Here is a 23,374-nt window from a genome sequence, read left to right on the forward strand (position 1 = left end):
TACATGCACTAATTATTTTTAACTACTTAACGGCATTCTTTTTTTCTAGAATTTTCAAAATTGAATTTTGAATCGAATCTTTATACTCAGGTCTACACCATAATAGATTTCCATCTATTTTCTTCTCAATACCTAAAGTAATTTCTTCACTTCCTTGATAGAGCGAAATACCTCTTTCTTTACATATTAGTGTGCCCGCTTTGATATCCCAGATATTTTTAGGTGTTCTCGAATACACAAAATCGCAAGCTCCAGCAGCGAGAAGCCCTAGTTTAAAAGCAATACTCCCCCTTGGAAGTATTTCGATATCATCAACTTGATCAATAAGGTATTTACCGCGACTGTGCTCTGAACGAGAAACTAATCCAACTAGTTTACTCATAGCTAATGGATTCGCTTGCTTTGATTGCTGGATGTCATCAGAAGCTATTTCAAAACCCGTAAATGGATTATAAATCCAACCCCACTCACTATCATGCGAATGTATCGAAAGCGAGATCGCGCACTCGCCTATTCCCTTTGCCAACTCACGCGTTCCATCTATCGGATCGACGATCATGCAGGGATAGACTAAAGACTTCTGATCTTCTTCACTAAAAAAGTTAAGGCCCGCTTCTTTTGCAACTTCGTGCAAGAGATCAGATATATAAAGATCAACTTCGGTAACGAGTGAACGGTCCTCTTTTTCAAATTTTTTGAAATTTCTTTGTGTCCAATCGATTTCGCCGATTTTCTTTTGTACTTTTGTTTTGATTTCCTCTATGACACTCTGATCCAATCTCATTTTACCCACTCCGTCATCAACAAAACTTAATTATTTCGTTCACTTTTTTTGCGAAAAGATGCTTTTTTCTGTTGACTCAAGTATTTTATCCACAAAATTTGCCAAGTTATTCACAATCCGGTGTAAAAACGTCACCTTTTTGACCCCGCTTTTGTCAAGTATAAAAACCCTACTATTTCAGGAGCTTAGCACGCCTCGTTATTTTTTTTTGCGACTCGCCAAATTTTAGCAAAAAGCTTTTCAACAAAATCACCAAAGTTATTCACATTCGAGCCTCTTGTTAACACAAAAAATCACAATTCCTTACAGCTAACACAACCCCAATAGAACCTAACAAAAGCTTAACAATGATTTTGAGAGTAAGAGACTTCAACCACACATAGTGCGTGGTTCGCAAGATCTAGACTTCTTTACGACAAAACTATTCTTCTGTCGTGAGCACTTCCACATCCCCATGCATGGCCATTGAATACGCTGTTAAGTTTTCATCTTCATCATAGAAAACATTCGTCAGAAGCCTAACTTCAGCGCTCTCAGGGTCTACAAAAACAAAAGGGGGTGTGACAATTTCAGACTTACCAAGTTGAAATTCGTGGCAGAAATCATCATAGAGAGATTTTGTTATATTTGACTTAAACAGAGGAACTCCTTTTCAACTGCTTGTCACATATATAATTCTACCACGTTTTGTGATTTAGGAATTAAAAATCCTTAAAATAATTTTTATCCTTCCTTCAAGGTGTGAATCTAAAAGGCAGATTAAGATATAAACAACGTAAATCATGTTACGAGACGATCTCAATCGGCTGATTGATTGAAATAAGTACTCAAGTGGCAAAACACTTAAGAGCGCTAGTGGCCACATAAGTCCAAAGGCCTTGAGGTTATCTGTTTCAAAGAAGATGGCGAGAACACTTATGGCCATAAGTGAGATTAATAGCTCATTTAACTTATCGTCACTGAGTTTAAAATCTCTAAGACTTGTTACTTTATGGGGAAGAAACTTATAGGCCGAAATCAAAAAAACGGATAGGAGAGAGAGCGTAAAAAAAGCTTTTCTCTCTAGAATCGTCCAAAAATCGTTCAAACTGAATCCGAAGTTATAAATCTCAGAGAGATTTAAATGAGACATAAAGACGACCAGTGCCGAAAGAATGACGCCAAATGAGCTGTATTTAAGCATTTGTCGTCTATACCAGAAGGTCTTATTTGACGAGAGCATATAGAAGGTAGCAAAGACCTGAAATGCAGTCAGAACAATATTCATTGGATTAATTAGTATTCCATAAAAGTTCACGAGACCAACAAATAAACCTGATCGATATGTTGATGATTTCGTTGACCACATCAAAGACCAAATCCAAAGCAATGTAAAAGTTGAGTCGAGAGCTAATCCAAAATCAGCAGCTAGAATCTTTGTAACTGACCACGAAGAAATAATGGCAAATGTACCGAGTAGCGAAAGTCTTCTCGATACGAAATATCTCAACAGTGAGTAGAATGTAAAAAGAAACATTCCAAAGAAAGAGAAGTAAAAATGCATCGACCAAGCGACTTTGAATAACTCAGGATATTTTTTAAAAGGGAAGTAGTTAACTGTTAAAAAATTCCATAAAAGGGGAGAGATGGTTTCACTTGGATCAAAGAAAAGTTTCAGTGCACTTATATTATTAAGCTCTGTTAATTCTGGAATCGAAATGATGACCATAACAAAAGTTAATGAAAGTAGCGTTTTTTCAAATCTATCTAAATAGCGAAACTCATTAAAGTTGGAGCTGACCGACTCTTGAATAATCTTTCCTCTAGTAGGCCATGAATAAAATAATCCAAGCACTGCCCAGGTCACCCAGAATGTATTGTTAATCCATTTATCAGGAAGCAAGCTTATTGTATTGAAATAGAGAATGATAAAGAACATTCCAAGATAGATTCTATAGATGATCCTATCTAGACTCGAATTTACCTTAAAGAAGATCTTTAACCTGTGGTCAATCTCTTTACCTAAGAGAAACCACTGAGAGGTCATAAACATAATATAAAAGAGCATGACCAAACATTGAGCAAGTGGGCTCAAGTCCAAACTCTTTTGTGTCCAAACTGGAAAGAGAAGAAATATAGAATATGTAAGTGCTCGATATAAAAAGAACTTTGCTTTTTTTAACCAAATACTTGAGTTATCATCTAAAGTTTTCACCATAATACCCGACTAGATTAGTACAACAACAAAATCCCAATTGTTGCTAAAAAATTTATTTTCTCGAATCGGCCGGCTTCCCACCGGCCTTTTTTCATTTTAAGGAATCTTAACGAACATTCAAAGCTTTATCTCAAAAACTGAGCACCTTACTCAACTATTACATACAGAAATTAATTCCGCCCATGCCCAACTCGTTGCAACATTTTATCTGTGTGCTATTCTTTAAGTAGCGCCAAGCCTAAGGATAGGATGTCCGAGGCAACATCATGGAGGATGAATTGGGTATCGCTTTTGGTTCTATTAGCACGGGTCTTCCCAAGGATATCGTTAAGCAGATTATGGCTGCTGAGAAGATACCTTTGAAAAACATGGAAGATCGAAAGGGAAAGTTTAGCGACAAGAATAAGCTTGTATCTGAACTAACTCAGCTTGTTCAAAGCGTTCGTGGAGAACTCACTAAAAATGCCAGTGCTCGCTCACTCCGTGAACTTAAGCTCGACTTCAACGATCAGGTTGTTGGAATTACGGCCGATAAAAATATCGCAGAACCAGCAAACTACCAATTTGAAGTTGTTCAACTGGCCCAAAAATCTTCTGCAATGTCCTCTGGATTTGCTGACAAGGATGAGAGTTACATTGGCGTTGGTTACATTCAGTACACGCTGCCTAATGGTGAAAATAAAGAAATTTATGTCGACTCAGACAACGCCTCTCTTACAAAGGTTGCTAAATTAATTAATAAATCAGAAAACAGTGGTCTTCGTGCCAGTGTCATTAATGATGGAAGTGGAACAGATACACCATGGAGATTAATTTTAAGTCTCGAAGAAACTGGTGATAATAACCTTGCAGAGTTCCCATACTTCTACTTTGTGGATGGCGAGGATGACTTCTATCTTGAATTTGAAAGGGAAGCTCAGGATGCGAAAGTAAAACTCGATGGGTTTGAAATTGAAGTTCCTGAAAATAAAACAAGTGATCTTATTCCTGGCTTAACAATCAACTTAAAAAAAGCAAAACCTGGAGAAGAGTTCACAATCAAGGTAGATGAAGATACTCAAGCGATTTCAGGTAAGATTCAATCACTCGTTGATAATATCAATGGAGTTTTAACCTTTATTCACGATCAAAATAACATGGATGAAAACACTGATAGTTCTAGAACTCTTGGTGGGGACATCATGCTTCAGTCTCTTGAAGGAAGATTACGCTCTTCAATCTTTGAAAGTGTCGAAACCAAATTTGGTATGAGAAGAATTGGAGATGTTGGGATTACATTCCAAAGAGACGGGAAGCTTCAATTTGATCAACAAAAATTTTCTGCAAAATTAGAAGAGAACTTCGAAGAAACAACCCAAATTTTAACGGGTTGGTATAAAGATGATGGAATTAAGACAAAAGGTTTCATCGACAATCTTAATGGTAAGATTGGACAAGTACTCCGTTTTCCAGATGGATTACTTCAATCAAGAAAGCGAAGTTTAGATAATAACATTGAGCAAATCGATAGACGTATTGCTCAAAAAGAAAGAATGCTCGAACAAAAAGAGAAAAATTTAAAAGATAAATTTGCAAGACTCGAAGGAACGATTGCTAAAATTAAAGGACAAGGCGCAGGTATTGCTGGTCTAGGAGCTGCTGCTCCAAACCCAGTACAGCAACTTGGTTAGTCTAAGTCAGGAGGACTAAAATGAGTTATGGATTAGGTGCTTACAAGAAAACCTCAATTCACACAGCGAGTAAGGAACAGATCCTACTAATGCTCTATCAAGCGGCCATTAAAAATTGTAAAAAAGCAATTACGGCCATTGAAGAGAAGAACATCTCTGCTAAAGGTGAATTTATTGGAAAGCTTCAGGATATCGTTATCGAGCTTAACAACAGTCTTGATTTTGAGATCGGTGGAAAAGTAGCTGAAGAACTTTCTTCACTCTATGACTTCATTCTATTCTCAAGTACACAAGCTAATATCAAAATCGATAAAGAACCACTCGAAGGTTGTTTAAATGTACTTATCACTCTCTATGATGGGTGGAATGAAGCAATTAAGCAGATGAAAGTAGAAAAAAAATAAGAGGTATCTTGTGAAAGAAAAACTAACTTCTCTCCTCATGAGACATATTGATCTCATGGACGCATCTATTCGTTCAACTAATAAGCTTCTCACAGCGGCATCTAAAGGTGATATCAGCTCAATTGAAGAAGAGTCAGACAATAGAGAAAGACTAATAAAAGTTATTGATAGGTTTCAGAAATTTATTGAAGAAGAAATTCAGCAACTTGCAGGAAGCCAAATCGATGCAACAGGTATTGATATCCTCAAAACATGGGCCTATGAAGTTCATAAGTGGGTTGATAAAACTGAGCGTCTTGATCAAGAAATATCTGAACAACTTGAATCGCTTAGAGAAGAGACTTCGAAGGAAATTTCGACAATTTTCAAGTCTCGCCAGCAATTTAAGGGATACAATCTTAATAACCTAAAAAAGTAGTCAAGTATAGGCCGTAATTTTTTACGGCCTTTTCCATCTTAAGCAAAATCTGATTTGACAAAAATCCGTGATCATGAGGAAATATAGATAGCAAATTGTGCCTAATGAATAGGCTCATACCAAATAGCTTAATACCTTAAGGAAGAGGTTGTAAGTGATTTCTAAAAATATAGTAACTCTATTTCGTATTCACATCTCTTCCCTAATTAAACGAGTGGAGATTAGTGATGAATCTTGATCAAATCGAAAGATATGAAATTAAAACTTCAAAAATGGGACTCAAACTTCCTGTTGTAAATGATGTCCACCTTCATTCGATATATAATCCAGAAAAAGAAGCGCAAAGTATTGCTGACAAATACGAAGAGAATATTAAAAGTAAAAAAAATATTCTAATCCTAGGTCTTGGTTTTGGTTATCACGTAAACAAAGTAGTCGAAATGGCCAAGAAGTATCATGGCGAAGACTTCAACATCGTTGTCATTGAACCAAATCTAAAAGTTACAAACGATTGTCGCGAATTGAAAATTGTAGATGAAAGTATCCTTACAATTCATGCAGGGATGCCTATCCAAGAACTATATGAGATGCGCTCACTTGTTGAATTTCTAACGGATAAACCAACAGTCATCGCTCACCCATCTTCTTTCAACTTATATAGAGATTACTTTAAAGACTTCTTATCATTCGAAGCAAAGAGTGACCTCTTTTCTTGTAGTCGAATTATCACTAACAAGGAAATATCGGAATATCTTGGAAGCTTTGGTGATTTCGATTCAATTGAAAATCTTATCGATCATAAAATATTAAGACAAACGGAGTTAAAGGATGAGAAAGATCATGTGATGTTAGCTTACCGCCACATGCTCCTATCAGACTTTTAAGAGGAAAATATGAAGAATATCCTAATTGTAAATTTAAAAAGATTTGGTGATGTTTTTACAACTGCCCACATTGTAAATTCTTATGTAACAGAGAATCCAAATAACAAAGTTTCTCTACTCGTCTTCAAAGAGTTTGAAAGAGCAGCAAAGAACATTGCAAATGTTGATCAAGTTTTTACTATCGATAGAGAGAAGTTTCTAACATTTTCAAAAAATAAAATTTTCTCTAATGCTTTTTCTTTAGAAAAACTTTTTAAAGACTTACAAGAAATCAAGTCCAAAGACTGGGACCATGTCTTTAACTATTCAAATGATCGCGTCAGTACTCATCTATGTTCATTCTTTAAACCAAATGCAACAAATACAATAGGCCTAACATTTAGTAATACTTGTTCAATCGAATATTCAAGTGAATGGGATATTGTCTTTAATGATGTACTCACTTCTTATAAGTATTCACCGATTAACTTTGTAGATACATATCATAAGATGGCCAACTTAAATAAGGCCAAGAGAAGTACTGTTTTAAAAACAAACGATGAACACAATAAGGCGGCCTTCACAAATCTCTCTCAAATTAGAAAAGGAGATAGTGAAACAGAGCAAGAAGCTAAAAAGATAATTGGGATCCAAATTACTGCATCTGCAAATAGAAAAGAGTTAAGTAGAAATGAACTTATCTCATTAATTGATGAAATCGCAGCTGATGAACGTTACTGCCCAGTTCTACTCATGGCCCCAACGGAAAGAGAAAGAGAAATCGTAAGATCTATCAACTCAGAGTTTAATGATAGTCTCATCTCAATCGAAGCTGACTTTTTAGCTTTAAACTCTGTGCTTATGAACCTCGATCTCCTTATTACTCCAGACACTGCCGTAAAGCATGCTGCAGATCTTCTCAACACACCAACGATAGAACTTTCACTAGCAGAGGCTCCTCTCTTTAAACAGGGAGCAACTAATGAAGACTCGATCATCATATCCAAAAGAGTTGATCACAGATATTTTACAATAAAAGAGTGGAACGATCATAAAGAACATCAGTATCAAGCAATCAAGCATACAGATATTTTAATGGCCGTAGAATTCTTATTGGAAGGTAAACTTCTCGATAACCAGGCCTTAAGTTCAGATATCACTGTTTATCAACCTGTTGCTGATAAACTTGGAACTCGCCTAGAAGCCATTGCAGGGTTTAAGAATCCTTCAATTGAAATCAACAGACTATTAGGAAGACAATTCATCAATCATTTCTTCGGTCAAGGAGAGGACAACACAATTTTTTCTAGTGCTTCTCTATTTTCGAAAGAGGATACAACTATTTGGTTAAATGAATCGAAAGAACTTCTTACAGATTTCACAAAAGATCTTTTAGGTACTCTACGCTCTCTTTTACAGTCGAAAGATAATTCGAGAGAAGAGTTCGTTGGTAACCTCGCAGGACTTCTCGACTACTGTGAAGGACTCAATATCGCTTCAATTCCAGCAATTATTTTTAGAGCTCGTCTTGAAGTTTTAAATACTCAAGATCTAGATTCGAGCATAAAAGAAATAGAAGGTCTTCTCTATGAATTAAAGGGCGACCTTCAAAAACTACATAAAACAATTAAGTCTTTTGAAGATTTCATTTTTACAAAAGGCAAAGAAGACAGAATGTTTTCTCGACGCGGACCTTCTGCGACGATTTAGAATACATTTAAACAAACCAAGGATGGTTTATGAGCAGTAATAATTTCAGGGAAGAAATTTTTGAAGCTCTTGAAGAAGTTAAGCACTCGCTAAACGAAAAGCAAGAGATAAACGAGAAGCATCTTGAAGTTCTTTTATTAACTTCTCTTCTTGAGGAGGAATCAAAATGAACGCAAAAGTCGTTTCTACACCTCCTCAAGAAATAAAAAAGAGAATGACATTAATTCAACTCACTCGAGTTGGAGATCTAGTTCAAACTTTTCAAATGGCAAGACTTCTCAAAGAAGAACATCCTGAAATCGAACTAACTCTTGTTGCCAGAAAGCAGTATGCGAATCCTCTCAAATTTCTACTAGTAAATGTATTCGATGATATCATTCTTCTAGATACTGATAAGATTTTTAGATCACATGAATCTATTACACTAGATAAATGTAAGAGTGAGCTACGTAAGTTCCTACTTAGAGTTAATCAGCACCCTGCCAGTGTTAGTATTAATCTATCTTTTTGTAAGACTTCAAGCTATCTTCATTCCCTAATACACTCTGAATTTAAAGTAGGGCCATATTATGACCTGACGGCTCAAAAAGTGATCAAAGATAAGTGGAGCCAATATCTATACTCCACTGTTATGAGAGGAGATCTCAATCCGTATAACCTGGTTGATCTTTTCAAAAATATTGTCGGTGTTAAGTCGATCAAATCAGTTGAAGTTAAGCATCAAAAGCGTCGCCATATCGTTCTTCACCCTTTTGCTTCTCAAGAGAGAAAGCGATGGAAGAATTCGAAATGGAGTGAAGTCGTTTACAAACTTCTTAAAGATAATAGAGATCTTAAAATAACGATTGTTGGAGCAAAATCAGACTTAATTGATTGTGACGATATTCTCAACACACCTCTACTAGCAAGCTTTCTTGGTCAAATTGAAAATAAAGTTGGTAAAACAAATATTGAGGAAGTTTACAACCTATTAGATGACAAAACTTTATTTGTTGGCCATGATTCGGCCATTAGCCATCTCGCGGCAACAAGAGGAACACAATCTCTTACTATTGCCCTTGGAAATGCGAGAGCTCAAGAAACGGCTCCTTATGCTGACGGTAACTATGTTCTTGCTCCTAAGACAAAGTGTTATCCATGTTTTCCGGATGTAAGTTGTTCATATTATCAGTGTCATGCTGATATACCTTATCAAGTAGTTATTTGTGCAATTACAAACCTATTAGATGGAAAAGAACTAGAGGAACAAACTCTATTAGAGGGAACATCTCACTTTCAACTAAATGGTGTTGAACTATTCAAGACTAGGACAAATGCAAATGGACATCAAAGAGTCGAAAGAGTAATCAAGCACAGCCTGAATTCGAAAGAAGCAATGAGAGATATTTATACGATTGCTTGGCAATTTTTATTCAATGAAGCAGAAGAAGATGCATCATTTCCAGAATTATCAGCTAATGCTTATGCAGAACTCAAAAATGATATTTCTGGAGTAAAGCACTGTTATGAACTCTGTGAATTTGGAAAAAAATATTCACGATACATATTAGAAGAGATTTCTTCTAAAACCCCAGATCTTGCACAAATCAAATCTTACTCTGCAAAGATTGATGAAATAGATGGGCTATTTGAAATCGTGAAGAACACGTTCTCACGTTTACACCCTGTTCTAGACTTCCTAACAATAAGCAAGTCTAATTTGCATGGTTCAAATATTGTAGAGCTATCGGAATCTTCATTTCTTACTTACAATGACTCTTCTATGCTTTTGAGTTTAATTTTTGATCTAATTAATAAGACGGTAACGGAATACGAGAAAACTAATATTAAAACATCGACAAAGGAATTGCGATGACAATGATTTCTGTCAACAATCAAATCATTGACCACAAAATCAATGATAAAAAAACAGTGCACGAAATAATGGACTACATCCTAGACAATCATGCAGGATCTGAAGAAGTTGTAACTTCGATTACGATCAATGGTAAAGAGTTAACTCCTGAGGAGGAGAATACTTGTCTTGATATAGAGTTCTCATCATTCAATCATATCAACTTCAAGTTGCAATCTTCACTAGAGATGGCCTATATGTCTTTAGACTCTTGTTCGGGATATATTGATAATGTTATTGCACAAATTCATACAACATTGAAGTTGTACAATGAGAATAAGATCGATCAGGCAAATGTAAACTTCTCAGAAGTCATCGAGATCATGGATCTTTTTATTCAATTAATGGCGCGTATTCATAAGAACATCAAAAGAGCTCACCCAAGCTACTTTGTTGATAACAAAACGCTTCAATCTTTAGAAATACACCTTCTTTCTATTATGAAGGCCCTTGTTCCAGCGAAGGAAAAGAACGATATTATCATGTTAAGCGACTTGCTAGAATATGAACTTATCGATAACCTAACTCAATGGAAAATAAAGGCCATACCGGAACTCAAAAAGACAAGAGAAGTTTAGTAATAGATGAAGAGTCGAAAGACTCTTCATCATCTTTTTTCTCATATATAGAATCAGAAATTCTTTTAGTTCAAAATAATATTCAAGATACAAGTGTTTCAATTAAATCTTCTGATTATTCTCATTTAATTTCTTTACTTAAAAAAGGAACTTTCACATCAGAGAACTTACCTCTCAGTATGAAAGATATGATGAGAACAATTGACCAAACAAGAAAATCTCAGTCCTTAAAGGAATTTTTTCTAACGATCTTCAATGCTCCTATTTTTAAAAATGTAAGCCAACTACAATTTGTCATTCACAGACTAGGGAATAAGTCTGCTGATAGTTACACTGTGGGAGATGGCGTTATAAAAGGTAAGAAAGTTCCAATTGAGAAGTACAACTCGCTCTTTACAAGTATATCTAAAAGTAAATCTCATTCATTTGATCAAGGGACCCTTTTGTCTGGGATCATTGACTCTTCAGGCTTTTTTCTTGCTGATGCACAAAGACTAAGAGGTTCTAGTCTCATAATCGTTCTTTCTAACAATTCTTTTCTTCCTCCTGACATAAGCGAAATCAATAAATTAAAATTTCTAACGAGTGTCATTGTCGAAAGTTTTGAAAGACATATTAATCTTGAAACGACTCAGCGTCGAAAGGAATATGCACAAGAACTGATCAAAAATCTCCCTTTAGAAATCGACCTCTCTCAAGGAGATGCTAAGGGAAAGGATAGCTTCCAACAGGAAATCGATGGTCACCTTGTTACTCTTACGTTTCCTTCAGAAACTTCGGTAACAAATATTTATCATCATGAGAGAATTTCTCTTCTTGGAGATCTACTAAACACATTGCAACACGAGCTCTCAAATCCACTTTTTGGGCTTAATCTTTCAACTTCAATGCTTCTAATGGAAGAGTTCAATGAAGATGCTAAAGAGACGATTCAAGAGATCTCAGAGTCAATTAAGCGCTGTGAACAAATTATTAAAAGTTTCTCCCATCTTTATAAAGACAAGAGTACAAATACTAAGATCTCTCTCATAGGCTTAATTAAAGAGACTCTCATACTAGCAAAAAGTGAATCGAAGCAAATTCAAAAGAAGATTCACCACGAATTAGATGATAGCGACTTCTTAATTTCAACAAACCCTACATGGGTCTCTCAAATCCTTTTCAATCTCATTATTAATAGTTCACAAGCTTTAAATTCAACTGAAAGAAGGGACAAGCAAATCAATATTACACTGGAAAAGGACAATGATTATTTCATTGTTCAAGTTGAGGATAATGGGCCAGGTATTGCGAAACCTTTTATTGATAAAATATTTGATCCATTTTACACAACAAAGAAGACAGGAACAGGTCTTGGTCTTTCTATCTGTCAAAACCTAGCCAAAAAGCTCGGTGGTAAGTTAGAATTTATCCATAAAAGCAATGGAGCTTGTTTTAAACTAGTGATTAAAAATGAAGAAAATTCTACTTATTGAAGATGAACCTCTCATTCAAAAGTCTTTAAAAAAACTTTTGGAAAAAAAAGGTGCAGATGTCTCAATAGAGTCCTCAGGAAAAATGGCGATTGAACAAATCATAAACAAGGATTTTGATCGAATCATCTGTGATCTTATGCTTCAAGACATAACAGGCTTCGATGTCATTGAAGAATCCAAAAAGAAATTTTCTAAAGAAGAAATATCCGAAAAATTTATTATCATCACGGCCTATACATCTGAACAGACTCTCAATAAAGCTGAGTACTACGGATGTCGTTTACTAGGTAAACCTTTTGAAAATATAAATGAAGCTCTTAAGACATTTCTTGGAGAAAATTAATGAGTTCTAAAAAAGTTAAGCACGTTTCTATTATTTTAAAGCCAAGAGTTGTAAATGAATTCTCGACGATTTTGCCAAATCTTACAAAGTGGCTCATGCGTAGAAAAAAGACTATTTCATTTGCAACAACAGAATTAGAGCGCATAAAAAAAATATTTAAAAACGTTCCTAAGAATATTACATTTCTAAATGAAAAAGAAATCCATGAACAATCCGATCTTATTATTACTTTTGGTGGTGATGGTACATTCATTGGTCATGCTCGAAAATGTAAAAGAAATTCTCCACCAGTATTTGGTGTGAACATGGGACACTTGGGCTTTATTACTGAATTTGCTAAGCATGAATTTTATGACGGTCTCGAACATGCCATTAATGGAAAATTCGAAACGACAAAGCTTTGCCTCTACTCAGCTCAAATATTCAAGAAAGAAAAACTAATATCTAAAAGCTATTTTCTCAATGACGCCGTCATCAATAAGAATGATATTTCAAGAATGTTCACTGTTGAAGTCGAAGCCGATGATGAAAATATCTACAACTTAGCAGGTGATGGACTAATTATCAGTTCACCGATTGGCTCTACGGCCTATTCTCTTGCTGCTGGTGGCCCAATTATTCACCCATCAGTTAATAGCATGGCACTCACTCCAATCTGCGCCCACGCTCTAACTCATCGCCCAATGGTTATTTCTGATAGATCTAAGATTGTTGTAAAACCAACTAGTTCTAGCGAAGCCGTTACTTTAACACTTGATGGGCAAGAGGCTTTTGTTATAAAGAATGGTGAGCGAGTTGTGATTACAAAAAATACAGCACGCTATGTGAAAATTGTTAAAAACCCAGAGAGAACTTACTATCACACTCTCAAAGAAAAGTTTAAGCACGGTAGGCGAGATGGATAAAACACTAAAATTATCTCTTGAAACAGTATCAATTAAAAACTTTGCTACTTTTGAGGACCAAACGATTAATTTTTCAGGTGGTTTCAATTCAATAGTAGGTGAGACGGGTTCTGGTAAGAGTTTAATTTTAGATGCCATTCAGCTTCTTCTAGGTGCAAGGGCCGATAGAAAACTTGTTCGTAAAGATAGTGAATTTGCAACAATTGAAGCAACATTTATTGGGTCCTCTGAAAGTACAAATCGCTACTTCGATGATATTGGTTACCCAACAGAAGATGATATTACGATTAAAAGAGTCATTTATGCCAATGGTAAGTCTAAATCATTTTTGAATTATCAATCATGTCCACTTTCAGCTCTTCAAACGTTCTCGAAGAAGTTTATCGACCTTGTTGGACAATTCGAAAATCAAAAGCTTCTCTCAAATGATTATCAATTAATTCTTCTCGATTCATACGCGAATCTAAAAAATGATGTTGATAAATACCAAATATATTTTTCAAAATACAATGATCTACTTAACAAGAGAGACGAACTTCTCGAATTAAACGCAAGTAGAATACAACGAGAAGAATTTGTAAAATTTCAGATCAATGAAATTGAAAAACTCTCACCAGAAATTGGCGAGGAAGAAAATCTTATTTCTAAGAAAGAGAGTATTCTTAATTACGAAAAAAACATTAATGCTCTTCAAGTTATGTCAGAAATCATTTCAGATGGTGATACCAATATTTTGGCTTTGATCCATCAATGTAAGAATCTTTCGAGTCAGACAAGTCATGATTTTTCATCATTACTAGAAGAAATTAAGTCTAATGTAGAACAACTCTCTTATGAAGTTTCAAAAAACATAGACCAAGAACCACTAGATGAATCAATCGACGATATCATCGATCGTTTAGACCTATATCAAAAGCTAAAAAGAAAATTTGGTGGTTCGATTGAAGCAATTCTTGAAGAATATGAGAATTTAAGAAAAGAGTTAAATGAGCTCAATGAGAGTGAAATCAATTTACACAATATTTGTGCTCAAATAGAAGATACAAAAAATAAGGCCTATGCCTTGGCCCAAGAGATTCATGAAAAACGCTCAAAGGCGACAAGTAAGCTTTCCCAAGCTCTAACAAAAAGTGTGCGTCAACTTAAAATGGATGGTGCAACTTTTGATATTAAAATTCAAGAGTCACAAACAATGGGCCCAAGAGGAATTTCTTCTCTTATTTTTATGGCCGAAACAAATCCTGGCGAAGGTTACTTTGCCATAAAAGATATTGCTTCAGGTGGTGAGCTTTCTAGAATTCTTTTATCGTTAAGACAAATACTCTCTTCTAATGAATCTATATCTGTTTTCTTATTTGATGAAATTGATACAGGAGTCGGAGGTGAAACGGCACTAGCAATAGGTAAATCGCTTTATGAAGTTTCAAAAAATTCGCAAGTCATTGCCATTACTCACCTTCCACAAATCGCTAGTTTTTCTGACAAACTTATTCTCGTGTCAAAAAGTTCTCACAACAAAAGAACTATTTCCAAAGTAGAAGAGATTACAGGAAAGAACAAAAGGGAAGTTATCGAATTAATGGCGCCATTAAATTAGAGAAATGAACGTCACTTCATTTGATTTAATTTTAATACATTGCTTTTCAATTCTAGCGTAACCGCCATTTAGATAACGACATTGCTTTAGGATAACATCGTCTTTTACATGACTGTGGCCACAAATGAGAAAGTCATAATGTTCATCTTCGAGAACATTTAAAACAGATCTTCTAAACTTATCTTTTACATGAGAATCATCAGTAACTTGATATCTGGATTCATTTCTTTTTCGTGATGCACTCGATGCATTTTTTCCAATTAAATTTAATAGGGAATAAGGCATTATATAATTAGCAACACATCTCATAAGAGGATTATTAACGATCTTCTTGTATCGCTGGTAATTTGGGTTTTCTATCTCAATATCATCACCATGTGAAATGTGATATTTCTTTCCAGCAATTTCTTTAACTAAAATACCTCTAACAACGACAAGTGATCCTTCTTCAATTGCATGCTTCTTTTTAAACTTTTCAAATAGTTTTTCTAAATGAAAATCATGATTCCCTTCAAAGAAATAAACTTTTACTCCTATTGAAATTATGTCTTTCAATGTTTTAAAAAAATTAGAATAGTCTTCGAAATACTCTTCATGTCCGCCAATCATTAAATCAAAAATATCACCTAGAAGATAGACTTCATCTCCCCTTTGAAAGTCTTGGCGCAGAAAAAGAGTAAGTAATTGATCACCGAAATCATTAGGTTGTTTTACATGGACGTCTGAAATGAAATATAAACTCATGATAAATCGCTCATTAATTTTCCAATAGAGACCATCAACTTTTCGATCTCAGGCTTCATTGAAGCATATTTCTCGGAAAACATGAACGATATTCTGTAAGCTCCATACATAAAACGATCATTTTTATAGGGAGGAATTTTTTGAACAGCAACAATTGTCGCTTCAATATCGATATTTCTTAGAGGAAATTTAATTTGGCCTTTCGATTTTTGACCTTCTTTCCATTTAAGATATGGCAGCTCCAACGTACCAAGAACAACTGAGAAACCACCTTCACTTATATCAAAGCACTCAAATTTCTTTCCACCAATAAGAAATTGAATTGAAAATAGAGGCTCAAATCTTGGAGTCTCTCTTCTTTCAAATCTTTTAATTTTTTTGGGGAATGATGTTCTTAGATTTTTTTCTTCGAGCTTAATGAGATCAACTTCAAAAGCAACTTTAAAACGAGGAATAAAGACTTTTACAAGTCCTGAGCCCTTTATAAAATTTGTAATGACAGTGCTGAATTTTTTATCAAAATCAAAATGAAATTCTTTTCTATGAAGAGAGTGAGATCTTAATTTAACAGGTACCTTTATTAAGTTGCCGTTATTAAGATCCCACAAATAACCTTCACACTCTGCTCTAGTAATTTCATTAATGATTCCTTTATTATCCACTTTCGCTATCTCCATCCCAAAAGGCCTCTAAAAAACCTCCCTAACACGGGCAATGTCAGGGAGGTAAAATGGGCTTTCGGGAACAAGTAACATTGCCAACTACTCATTCCGAGTTTGAAAGGAGAAGGAAGGGTGGGCGCCCTTCCTAAACCTTATTTCTTAATTATCCTACTAGTCTTAGTGCTGAGTTTGGAATCCCGTTCGCTTGCGCTAAAGTCGAGATACCAGAGTTTTTGATTACGTTGTTCGAAGCTAGTTTTGCTGATTCCTCTGCTACGTCTACGTCTTCGATTACTGATCTTGCGCTTTCCTGATTCAGTGTTTGTACTTCAAGGTTTGATACAGTTGACTCAAGTCTTGACTGAATCGCACCAAGGTTCGCTCTAAATCCTGATACTTTTTCAATTGCTTCGTCCACTTGTGCCATAGAGTCTAGGGCACTATCTTTATCTGCAATTGAAGCACTCGCTACACCAATCGAATCAGCCGTGGCATTAGTTTCTCCAGCATCGAAAGTAATTCTGTTTTGTTCACCGTCAAATGAACCTACTTGAATATCTTTCGTATCACCTTCACCGTTAAGAACGTTCGAGCCGTTGAATGTTGTTGCTTCCGCAATTCTATCAACTTCTGATGTTAACTGTTGAAATTCCTTGTCTAGGAAACCTCTTTCAGTATCACCAACTGTGTCTGAAGCGGCCTGAACAGTTAACTCTCTTAAACGAGTCAGGATGTTTGATGTTTCGTTTAAACCCCCTTCAGCTGTTTGAACTAAAGAGACACCGTCATTCGCGTTTCTTGTCGCAGCTCTTAGACCTCTAGTTTGAGCTTCTAAGTTCTTTGCGATCGCAAGTCCCGCAGCATCGTCAGCGGCTTTCGTAATACGTTTACCGCTCGATAGTTTTTCAAGAGAGTCCTTACCTTGTGAAGATACTTCTCTTAGGTTTTTCTGTACTGTTTGTGATGCAATGTTTGTAGCAATTCTAAGTCCCATTTTCCTTACTCCTTTCAAATGTTAATAGTTTCGCCATTTTTTTTGTCTGAGTTATTTTGTCAGACACTAACCCTATCGCCGCTACGGCAAAATACTTTAGTTAATCACTCTGCTTTTTCTAAAAAAACATAGTGATCGGCTATAAATTCAATAACTTAGAACTTGATTTTTTTGGTATGGTTTTTGGATAGAAAGGACTGTGCCACTTTAGATTATAAAAAAAGGAAAAAAAAAGGCCCCTATAATGATAGGGGCCTTTGGAAGTTTGTTTGCTGATTCTTGGTTTCTTAACCGATCAATCTTAGTGCGCCTTGCCCAGACTGGTTAGCTTGTGCAAGCACTGAAGTTGCTGAGTTAGAAAGAATATTAGTTCTCGCTAGTTCAGCTGATTCAGAAGCAATATCAGTGTCTCTGATTCTCGAGTTCGCTGCTGATTGGTTTTCAACAGAAACTTCAAGGTTAGAGATTGTCGATTGAAGTCTGTTCTGGAGCGCACCTAGGTTTGCTCTGTTCTCAGAAATCCTAGAAATTGCTGTATCAATTGCTTCTAGGTTTTCCTGTGCTCCACCTTTCGATGCAACACTTAGGCCTTCAAGACCGATATCTGCTGTTTTAGCGCTAGAATCTTGTGGCTGGTATGAAATTCTATCATTCTCAGCATTATTATTGATACCAATTTGAAAATCTAATGTTTCGCCTTGTCCATTTAATAGGTTTTTCCCGTTAAATTGAGTCGACTCTGCAATTCTATCAACTTCTTTTACAAGAGATTGGAATTCCATATCAGTAAACTTTCTCTCAGTATCTCCAACAGTGTCTGAAGCTGATTGAACCGATAGTTCTCTCAGTCTTGTTAGAATGTTAGAAACCTCATTTAGACCACCTTCAGCTGTTTGAATCATAGAGATACCATCTCCGGCGTTTCTCGTTGCTTGTCTAGTCGACTTAATGTTAGCTTTTAACTTTTCACTAATCGCAAGACCTGCAGCATCGTCTCCCGCTTTATTAATTCTATTACCTGAAGCTAGTTTTTCTAGCGAACTATTTTGCGCAGTCTTAACTTGTCCTAGACTTCTTTGCGCAGCTAATGATTGAACATTTGTGTTAATTCTTAAACCCATACTAATCTCCTCGAATCGTCAAACCTCCTTGTGAATTGCATCTAAGACAACCTTGTCGAAGATGTTTAAAACACCTGTGTTTCCCAGCACAGGCAATAACCTCTACGGAGACTCAGAAATATACTTGAGAAGTTTTAATCGAAAAAGGCGAGTTTTTTCAATAACTTATAATTGCCTCAATTGATCAGGTATTGAGTTTTTCTTTAAGAGATTGGCTAAATCGGTGAAAATTTAATGTGTTAGAATCAGCGGAAAATCCATTGAGAATTTTTCGTGTAGCAATTGATAGGAATACTTTATTATTTGTAAAAGACTGTCTCTTATTAAGCTCAAGTGAGTCTTCAAAACTATTTTCTTCACTTTCAATGAGTATGACGTCTCTTGCATTGTATAAAGAAGAACAAATATAGAAGAGAAGCTCATTATCAGAATTGCAAGGAAGTGTAACAAGGCCTTGGCCTGTAATTTTTTTTAAGCTGTAGAGATCGTAAGTTTTCTGCTTAAAGGTATAGGAAATTCTATAAATCAACTTTTACCCTGAACATTCTTTATTAGACCTGAAGTAGAGTAACCTTCTTTAAAAATTAAACTTTTTACTTCTCCGCCTTTTGCAAGAACGATATCGTGACCCACAATAGACTCAACTGCCCAGTCGCCTCCCTTCACGAGGACATCTGGCATAACTTCTTTTATGAGTTCATATGGAGTGTCTTCTTCAAAAATAAAGACTCTGTCGATAGCTTTTAAATTCTCTAAAACATATTTGCGATCAAGTTCGCTATTAATTGGGCGATCTTCACCTTTAAGTCTTCTAACAGAAGCATCCGAGTTTAATCCTACAACGAGAATGTCCCCCTGAGCTTTGGCATCATTCAAATAGAGGACGTGCCCTGAGTGTAGAATATCGAAACAACCATTTGTGAAAACAACTTTCTTATTGCTGTTTGCGGCTAAAAAAGATTTATCTTCATTACTTAGCTTAGTCATTTTCAACAACCTTCGTATCCGAAAGTTTACCACTAAAATCAATTAAAGCTGGAAGACCAATAAGTAAGATTGAAAGCAGAGAGATTATTGAACGAATCGTCGTCGACTTGAATGATAACTTCTCTTCATTTCCAATTAATCTTAAATTCAAAAGACTCTTTCCTGGACTTGAAGTTAAATCAAGAATTGAAAAATAACTTAGGTATACAAGACAAAAGAAAGCCCCAAATATTGCCATCATTTCAAATTCAATAACTTTTAAAAACTCTAATGCATTGATCCCCACGACTTGTGTAAAACCAAAAACAAATGCACTGAACATGGCCAAGATCAATGTTATATCAATGAGCCAAGAGCTAAAAGTCAGGGCCAGAGAAGCTTCTTGATACTTCTTTTCGACTTCTACTTTCAACTTGTTTGAAGTTGCTTTTATTTCTTGTCTATTATTTTGAACATTTGCCGAGCCACCATAGAAAGCTTGGAGGTCAGATGGCATACCCATCATTTTAGAAGATGCCTCTTGAGATACTGAGATATTAGCATGTTGAGATGAAGCTGGCTTAGTTGATGGCATTTGCGCCGATGAAACGCTCCCACCTTGTCGAACTGGCTGAACACTTTTCTTAATATGTGTTAACTTGTCCTTTTCACCATGGTGGAATCCAAGCCCTTTATTAATCGGCTTAAAGTTAAACTCATCAAAGTCAAAGTTGATTTCTTCCATTGGCATTTTACTACTAGATGGTTTTTCTGTTGTATTTTGCATACTTCTCTCTAGGGTTAGTTCTTTAAAAGAATCTCATAAAATACACAAAGCATCAAACACTTTGCATCAGGCCAAAAACATATCCAACAGCGCTACATACGGCCGTTTGCGATCTTAGAATCCAAGAATCAAAATGGACAACATTCACTTTCTTATGAGTAAGAAGAAACTCCTCTTCTTCATAAGATAATCCAGCTTCAGGTCCAATAATAATTAAAATGCTATGCTTATTTTCAAGCTTTTCACATTGCTTAATATTTGAATGTGATGAGAAGTAATAGATGAAATCATAATCTTTAAAAAGCTCATCTAGATTTTCAAAGTTACGACTTTCTTCAATTTCTAAAAGGTACGGATTATTAGATTGAATCATTGCAGATTCAATTAGACGAAATGTCCTCTCGTTATTTTCGATCTTTAACTGAGAATACTGACTCTCAATCGGAAAAACTTTATTTATCGCCAATTCAACTGAATATTTTAATATGTCAGCCGTTGCATCTTTTTTAGGAGGACAAAGAGCAAGATCAATATTGTGCTTTTTCTCAAGTTTCTTTTGCGCCAAAATTTGAACCGTAACACTTTTCTTAGAAACAGACTGAACGTCACATTCAAAGTGATCCCCCAGACCATTTAAAACAAGAATCTTTTCTTCCGGTTTAATTCGTACAACTTTAACTAGATGATGTGCACTATCGCCAGTAATCTCAGCAATGTCATCTCCACTCTTAAACTCATTAAGAAATACAGCTCTCATAAAGACCTAGTTCTTCTTCATTAATATTGCACTCCAGTCCCCTTTAGAAAGAACTGAAATATTCTCAAGACTTGAATACTCCTCTAAGATTCCATCAACTTGCTCATTTAAGATTCCAGAAAGAATCAAAAAGCTTCCTGGCTTTAATGAATCGAGAAGCACTTCTTTTTCTGTCTTAAGTACATGCTCAAGAATATTTGCAAAGACAATATCGTATTTCTTTGGAGTAAACCTATTACGAATAACAAGTCTGTGGCCATTAAGCCTAGACTCAACAAGGTTCAATTCTAAGTTCTGAACACAATTATCAAGAGCTGCCGGATCGATGTCACAAAACTCAACCAACATATTCTTCATCTTGATAGTACCGATACCCAAAATCCCTGAACCACATCCAAAATCTAAACATGTTCCTTCTTCAGGAAGTTCATCTCTAATATTATCTAAGTGCTTTAAACAAAGAAAAGTCGTTTCATGCTCACCTGTACCAAATCCCATTCCAGGGTAGATATAAACAGCATTATCATTTTCCTTATAGCCTTCTTCTTTAAACCACTCAGGAATAACTGTCATTCGGCTAGAGACCTCAATTGGACGATAGTGCTTTCTCCACTCATCGTTCCAATCAGAATATTCCTCTTGAGCCATTTCTACGCTAAGACCTTCAACTTCTTTCACGGCCTCATAGAAATCTTTTGCATTTTCTTCGCAATTATCAGTGAAAAAATAGAACTTAACTTTGTAATCATTTGTCTGAGCATTTGCACGCTCTGATACTTCATCGATAACTGACTCAGGTACATCACCACCTGAATAGGCTCTCTCTCCTAAAATAGAATCTACTGTCGGCTCATCTAAAGAGAAGTCCTCAATACCATCACAAGAGAACTCAGTTATTGCGAGACTTTTAATCCCTTCTTCAAGTTCTACATTTTTAGAAAAATCAATTACAACAATGTTAAAGTTTTTAATTTCCACAACGACTCACTAATTTATTTAAACCGATAAAACTTCCGTTAGGATAGATCTTCAATCCATCAATACATTTTCTTGTTATCAGCATATGATTTGGGTGCCATAGATTTATATATGAATAGTCGTCGTTTGCAATGGCCAATGCTTTTTTGTAATAAAAATTTCTCTTATCTTTCTTTGTTTCAATCGATGCCTTATCAACTAACTCGTCGAATTTACTATTACTGTACTTACCTCTATTTCCACCTTTAGGAGGAAAAGACTTTGTATGAAACACGTATTCAAGCATTTCCGGCCCAGTAAAACCAACCCATTGAGCAAATACTAAGTCAAAATTGGATTTTTTAATCCCTTTCATGAATGTACCCCATTCCTGAACTGTGAGATTAATTTTCAATCCAAAACTTTCAAAGCTTTTTATCATTGTCTTTACGAGCTCAATAGTCGACTTATTGTTATTAGAGATCCAATTTAATTCTATATATCGATTATTCTTATGCCATCCCTTTTCATCTCTTTGATATCCAATCTCTTCTAATAGCTTCTTTGCCTTTTCAGGTGAATACTCATCAATAGAAAAATTCTGATAGATCGCTGGAAAGTCTTTAGAAAAGAGAGACTTTGCCAACGTGATATTATTTTTAAATTTGAAGAGCTTAATCTTCTCTCGCTCAATAAGATGAGATAGCGCCTTTCTAACATTCAGCTCTTTTAGATGTTCGTTTTCATGATTAGGACTGAGATATTTATAATTAGAACTAGGTCTAGAATAAAAGGCGAGATGATCAGCACGCTTTTTTAACCAATCAAATTTCCGTGCACTAATATCAGCAAAAGAAACATCAATCTCATTATTAATTAGCTTCAAGGCGAGAGTCGTCTCATCTTTTACGACTTTAAATTCAATATCAGATAGACTCGGTTTAAGGGCCTTGAGTTTAATTGAGAGTTCTGAAATATGAGAGGGCGTATAATCTCCAGCTCCTATTATTTCAGTAACCTCAGGCCTTCCTTCTTTCCAATCTCTACTCAACTTCAGGATTTTAAAAAGAACGAGGTTTGCAATGTTATCTAACTTGAACTCTTCGTAGACCAACTCAACAACATACTCACTCAGAACACGAACTTCTTTTATCCTTCCAAAAGCAAAGCGAAAGATTGATTTTATTTCCTTAGTATCAGTGAATAATTCATGAGCTCTTTTTATATCAATCGCCTTAATCTCTTTGGCATCCCAAAACTTAACACCTTTTTTAAGCGTGAATTTTAATATTTGTTTTCCATTATCAAATCGCTCTTCAAAAGATTCACACAAACGACATACAGGCTCCATATTCTCATCGACATCAATCAAAGACGTATGAATGAGACGATTAAGGTTCTGTGAATTTGCATCGACATTAAAGAATGGACTGAGGTTACTGGGCGATGATGATAGAGCGACAGAAATGGTTGTCGCATTTACCGAGAGTGAAAATAAAAATAGTAGAAACCAAAGTCCTTGCTTTATCAAACTTAACCTCTTGATTT

The 23,374-nt window shown here is 35.4% G+C and carries 24 protein-coding genes; 12 read left to right on the forward strand and 12 right to left on the reverse strand.

Annotation, left to right across the window (positions count from 1 at the left end; all coding sequences use genetic code 11):
* Positions 1-22: 22 nt before the first annotated feature.
* Both HBN50_RS16050 and HBN50_RS16055 read right to left on the reverse strand, forming a co-directional pair.
* A complete protein-coding gene (locus tag HBN50_RS16050; protein WP_273871729.1) occupies positions 23-784 on the reverse strand; it encodes an inositol monophosphatase family protein in 762 nt (253 codons plus the stop codon).
* 694 nt (positions 785-1,478) lie between these two features.
* A complete protein-coding gene (locus HBN50_RS16055; RefSeq protein ID WP_273871731.1) occupies positions 1,479-2,981 on the reverse strand; it encodes a hypothetical protein in 1,503 nt (500 codons plus the stop codon).
* Positions 2,982-3,259: 278 nt separating this feature from the next.
* Here HBN50_RS16055 and fliD point away from each other — a divergent pair, with 278 nt between their 5' ends.
* The 12 genes from fliD (at position 3,260) to HBN50_RS16115 (ending at position 14,838) form a co-directional block, all read left to right on the forward strand.
* The gene (gene fliD, locus HBN50_RS16060; RefSeq protein WP_273871733.1) at positions 3,260-4,651 is read left to right on the forward strand and encodes a flagellar filament capping protein FliD; all 1,392 of its coding nucleotides are present in this window, start codon (positions 3,260-3,262) and stop codon (positions 4,649-4,651) included.
* A gap of 20 nt (positions 4,652-4,671) precedes the next feature.
* Complete coding sequence (gene fliS, locus HBN50_RS16065) at positions 4,672-5,055, forward strand: flagellar export chaperone FliS (RefSeq protein ID WP_273871735.1); 384 nt, start codon at positions 4,672-4,674, stop codon at positions 5,053-5,055.
* 10 nt (positions 5,056-5,065) lie between these two features.
* Positions 5,066-5,473 (forward strand): hypothetical protein, encoded by a 408-nt coding sequence (locus tag HBN50_RS16070; RefSeq protein ID WP_273871736.1) that lies wholly within the window; start codon positions 5,066-5,068, stop codon positions 5,471-5,473.
* A gap of 227 nt (positions 5,474-5,700) precedes the next feature.
* Positions 5,701-6,357, forward strand: a complete 657-nt coding sequence (locus tag HBN50_RS16075; protein ID WP_273871738.1) for a hypothetical protein — start codon at positions 5,701-5,703, stop codon at positions 6,355-6,357.
* Between the two features lie 9 nt (positions 6,358-6,366).
* Positions 6,367-8,046, forward strand: coding sequence for a glycosyltransferase family 9 protein (locus HBN50_RS16080; protein WP_273871739.1), 1,680 nt, complete (start codon positions 6,367-6,369; stop codon positions 8,044-8,046).
* A gap of 29 nt (positions 8,047-8,075) precedes the next feature.
* Positions 8,076-8,216 carry a hypothetical protein gene (locus tag HBN50_RS16085; protein WP_273871741.1) on the forward strand — a complete coding sequence of 47 codons (141 nt, stop codon included), beginning with the start codon at positions 8,076-8,078 and terminating at the stop codon, positions 8,214-8,216.
* Entirely contained in the window at positions 8,213-9,901 is a 1,689-nt protein-coding gene (locus HBN50_RS16090) for a glycosyltransferase family 9 protein (protein ID WP_273871743.1), read from the forward strand. The genes HBN50_RS16085 and HBN50_RS16090 overlap by 4 nt, the downstream gene beginning before the upstream one ends.
* Positions 9,898-10,518 (forward strand): hypothetical protein, encoded by a 621-nt coding sequence (locus HBN50_RS16095; RefSeq protein WP_273871744.1) that lies wholly within the window; start codon positions 9,898-9,900, stop codon positions 10,516-10,518. The genes HBN50_RS16090 and HBN50_RS16095 overlap by 4 nt, the downstream gene beginning before the upstream one ends.
* The gene (locus HBN50_RS16100; RefSeq protein ID WP_273871745.1) at positions 10,470-11,993 is read left to right on the forward strand and encodes a sensor histidine kinase; all 1,524 of its coding nucleotides are present in this window, start codon (positions 10,470-10,472) and stop codon (positions 11,991-11,993) included. Before HBN50_RS16095 ends, HBN50_RS16100 begins: the two co-directional genes overlap by 49 nt.
* On the forward strand, positions 11,971-12,336 hold the full coding sequence (locus tag HBN50_RS16105) for a response regulator (RefSeq protein ID WP_273871746.1): 366 nt from the start codon (positions 11,971-11,973) through the stop codon (positions 12,334-12,336). The genes HBN50_RS16100 and HBN50_RS16105 overlap by 23 nt, the downstream gene beginning before the upstream one ends.
* On the forward strand, positions 12,336-13,241 hold the full coding sequence (locus HBN50_RS16110) for an NAD(+)/NADH kinase (RefSeq protein ID WP_273871748.1): 906 nt from the start codon (positions 12,336-12,338) through the stop codon (positions 13,239-13,241). The genes HBN50_RS16105 and HBN50_RS16110 overlap by 1 nt, the downstream gene beginning before the upstream one ends.
* Positions 13,234-14,838 (forward strand): DNA repair protein RecN, encoded by a 1,605-nt coding sequence (locus HBN50_RS16115; protein WP_273871750.1) that lies wholly within the window; start codon positions 13,234-13,236, stop codon positions 14,836-14,838. Before HBN50_RS16110 ends, HBN50_RS16115 begins: the two co-directional genes overlap by 8 nt.
* Here the strand turns inward: HBN50_RS16115 and HBN50_RS16120 are convergent.
* The 10 genes from HBN50_RS16120 to HBN50_RS16165 form a co-directional block, all read right to left on the reverse strand.
* Positions 14,830-15,582: a UDP-2,3-diacylglucosamine diphosphatase gene (locus HBN50_RS16120; protein WP_273871751.1), complete on the reverse strand. Its 753-nt coding sequence runs from the start codon at positions 15,580-15,582 to the stop codon at positions 14,830-14,832. The genes HBN50_RS16115 and HBN50_RS16120 overlap by 9 nt on opposite strands.
* Positions 15,579-16,244: a PilZ domain-containing protein gene (locus tag HBN50_RS16125; protein WP_273871752.1), complete on the reverse strand. Its 666-nt coding sequence runs from the start codon at positions 16,242-16,244 to the stop codon at positions 15,579-15,581. The genes HBN50_RS16120 and HBN50_RS16125 overlap by 4 nt, the downstream gene beginning before the upstream one ends.
* A gap of 163 nt (positions 16,245-16,407) precedes the next feature.
* Positions 16,408-17,238 (reverse strand): flagellin N-terminal helical domain-containing protein, encoded by an 831-nt coding sequence (locus HBN50_RS16130; RefSeq protein WP_273871753.1) that lies wholly within the window; start codon positions 17,236-17,238, stop codon positions 16,408-16,410.
* A gap of 287 nt (positions 17,239-17,525) precedes the next feature.
* Complete coding sequence (locus HBN50_RS16135) at positions 17,526-18,359, reverse strand: flagellin N-terminal helical domain-containing protein (RefSeq protein ID WP_273871754.1); 834 nt, start codon at positions 18,357-18,359, stop codon at positions 17,526-17,528.
* Positions 18,360-18,543: 184 nt separating this feature from the next.
* Positions 18,544-18,888 carry a hypothetical protein gene (locus tag HBN50_RS16140; RefSeq protein ID WP_273871755.1) on the reverse strand — a complete coding sequence of 115 codons (345 nt, stop codon included), beginning with the start codon at positions 18,886-18,888 and terminating at the stop codon, positions 18,544-18,546.
* The gene (gene rfaE2, locus HBN50_RS16145) at positions 18,885-19,346 is read right to left on the reverse strand and encodes a D-glycero-beta-D-manno-heptose 1-phosphate adenylyltransferase (RefSeq protein WP_273871756.1); all 462 of its coding nucleotides are present in this window, start codon (positions 19,344-19,346) and stop codon (positions 18,885-18,887) included. Before rfaE2 ends, HBN50_RS16140 begins: the two co-directional genes overlap by 4 nt.
* A complete protein-coding gene (locus tag HBN50_RS16150) occupies positions 19,339-20,112 on the reverse strand; it encodes an RDD family protein (protein WP_273871757.1) in 774 nt (257 codons plus the stop codon). The genes rfaE2 and HBN50_RS16150 overlap by 8 nt, the downstream gene beginning before the upstream one ends.
* 52 nt (positions 20,113-20,164) lie before the next feature.
* A complete protein-coding gene (locus tag HBN50_RS16155; RefSeq protein ID WP_273871758.1) occupies positions 20,165-20,869 on the reverse strand; it encodes an RsmE family RNA methyltransferase in 705 nt (234 codons plus the stop codon).
* 6 nt (positions 20,870-20,875) lie between these two features.
* Positions 20,876-21,847: a 50S ribosomal protein L11 methyltransferase gene (locus HBN50_RS16160; protein WP_273871759.1), complete on the reverse strand. Its 972-nt coding sequence runs from the start codon at positions 21,845-21,847 to the stop codon at positions 20,876-20,878.
* A complete protein-coding gene (locus HBN50_RS16165; protein ID WP_273871760.1) occupies positions 21,837-23,357 on the reverse strand; it encodes an ABC transporter substrate-binding protein in 1,521 nt (506 codons plus the stop codon). Before HBN50_RS16165 ends, HBN50_RS16160 begins: the two co-directional genes overlap by 11 nt.
* Positions 23,358-23,374: the final 17 nt, after the last annotated feature.

It is taken from the genome of Halobacteriovorax sp. GB3 (genome assembly GCF_028649655.1).
GTDB lineage: Bacteria > Bdellovibrionota > Bacteriovoracia > Bacteriovoracales > Bacteriovoracaceae > BSW11-IV.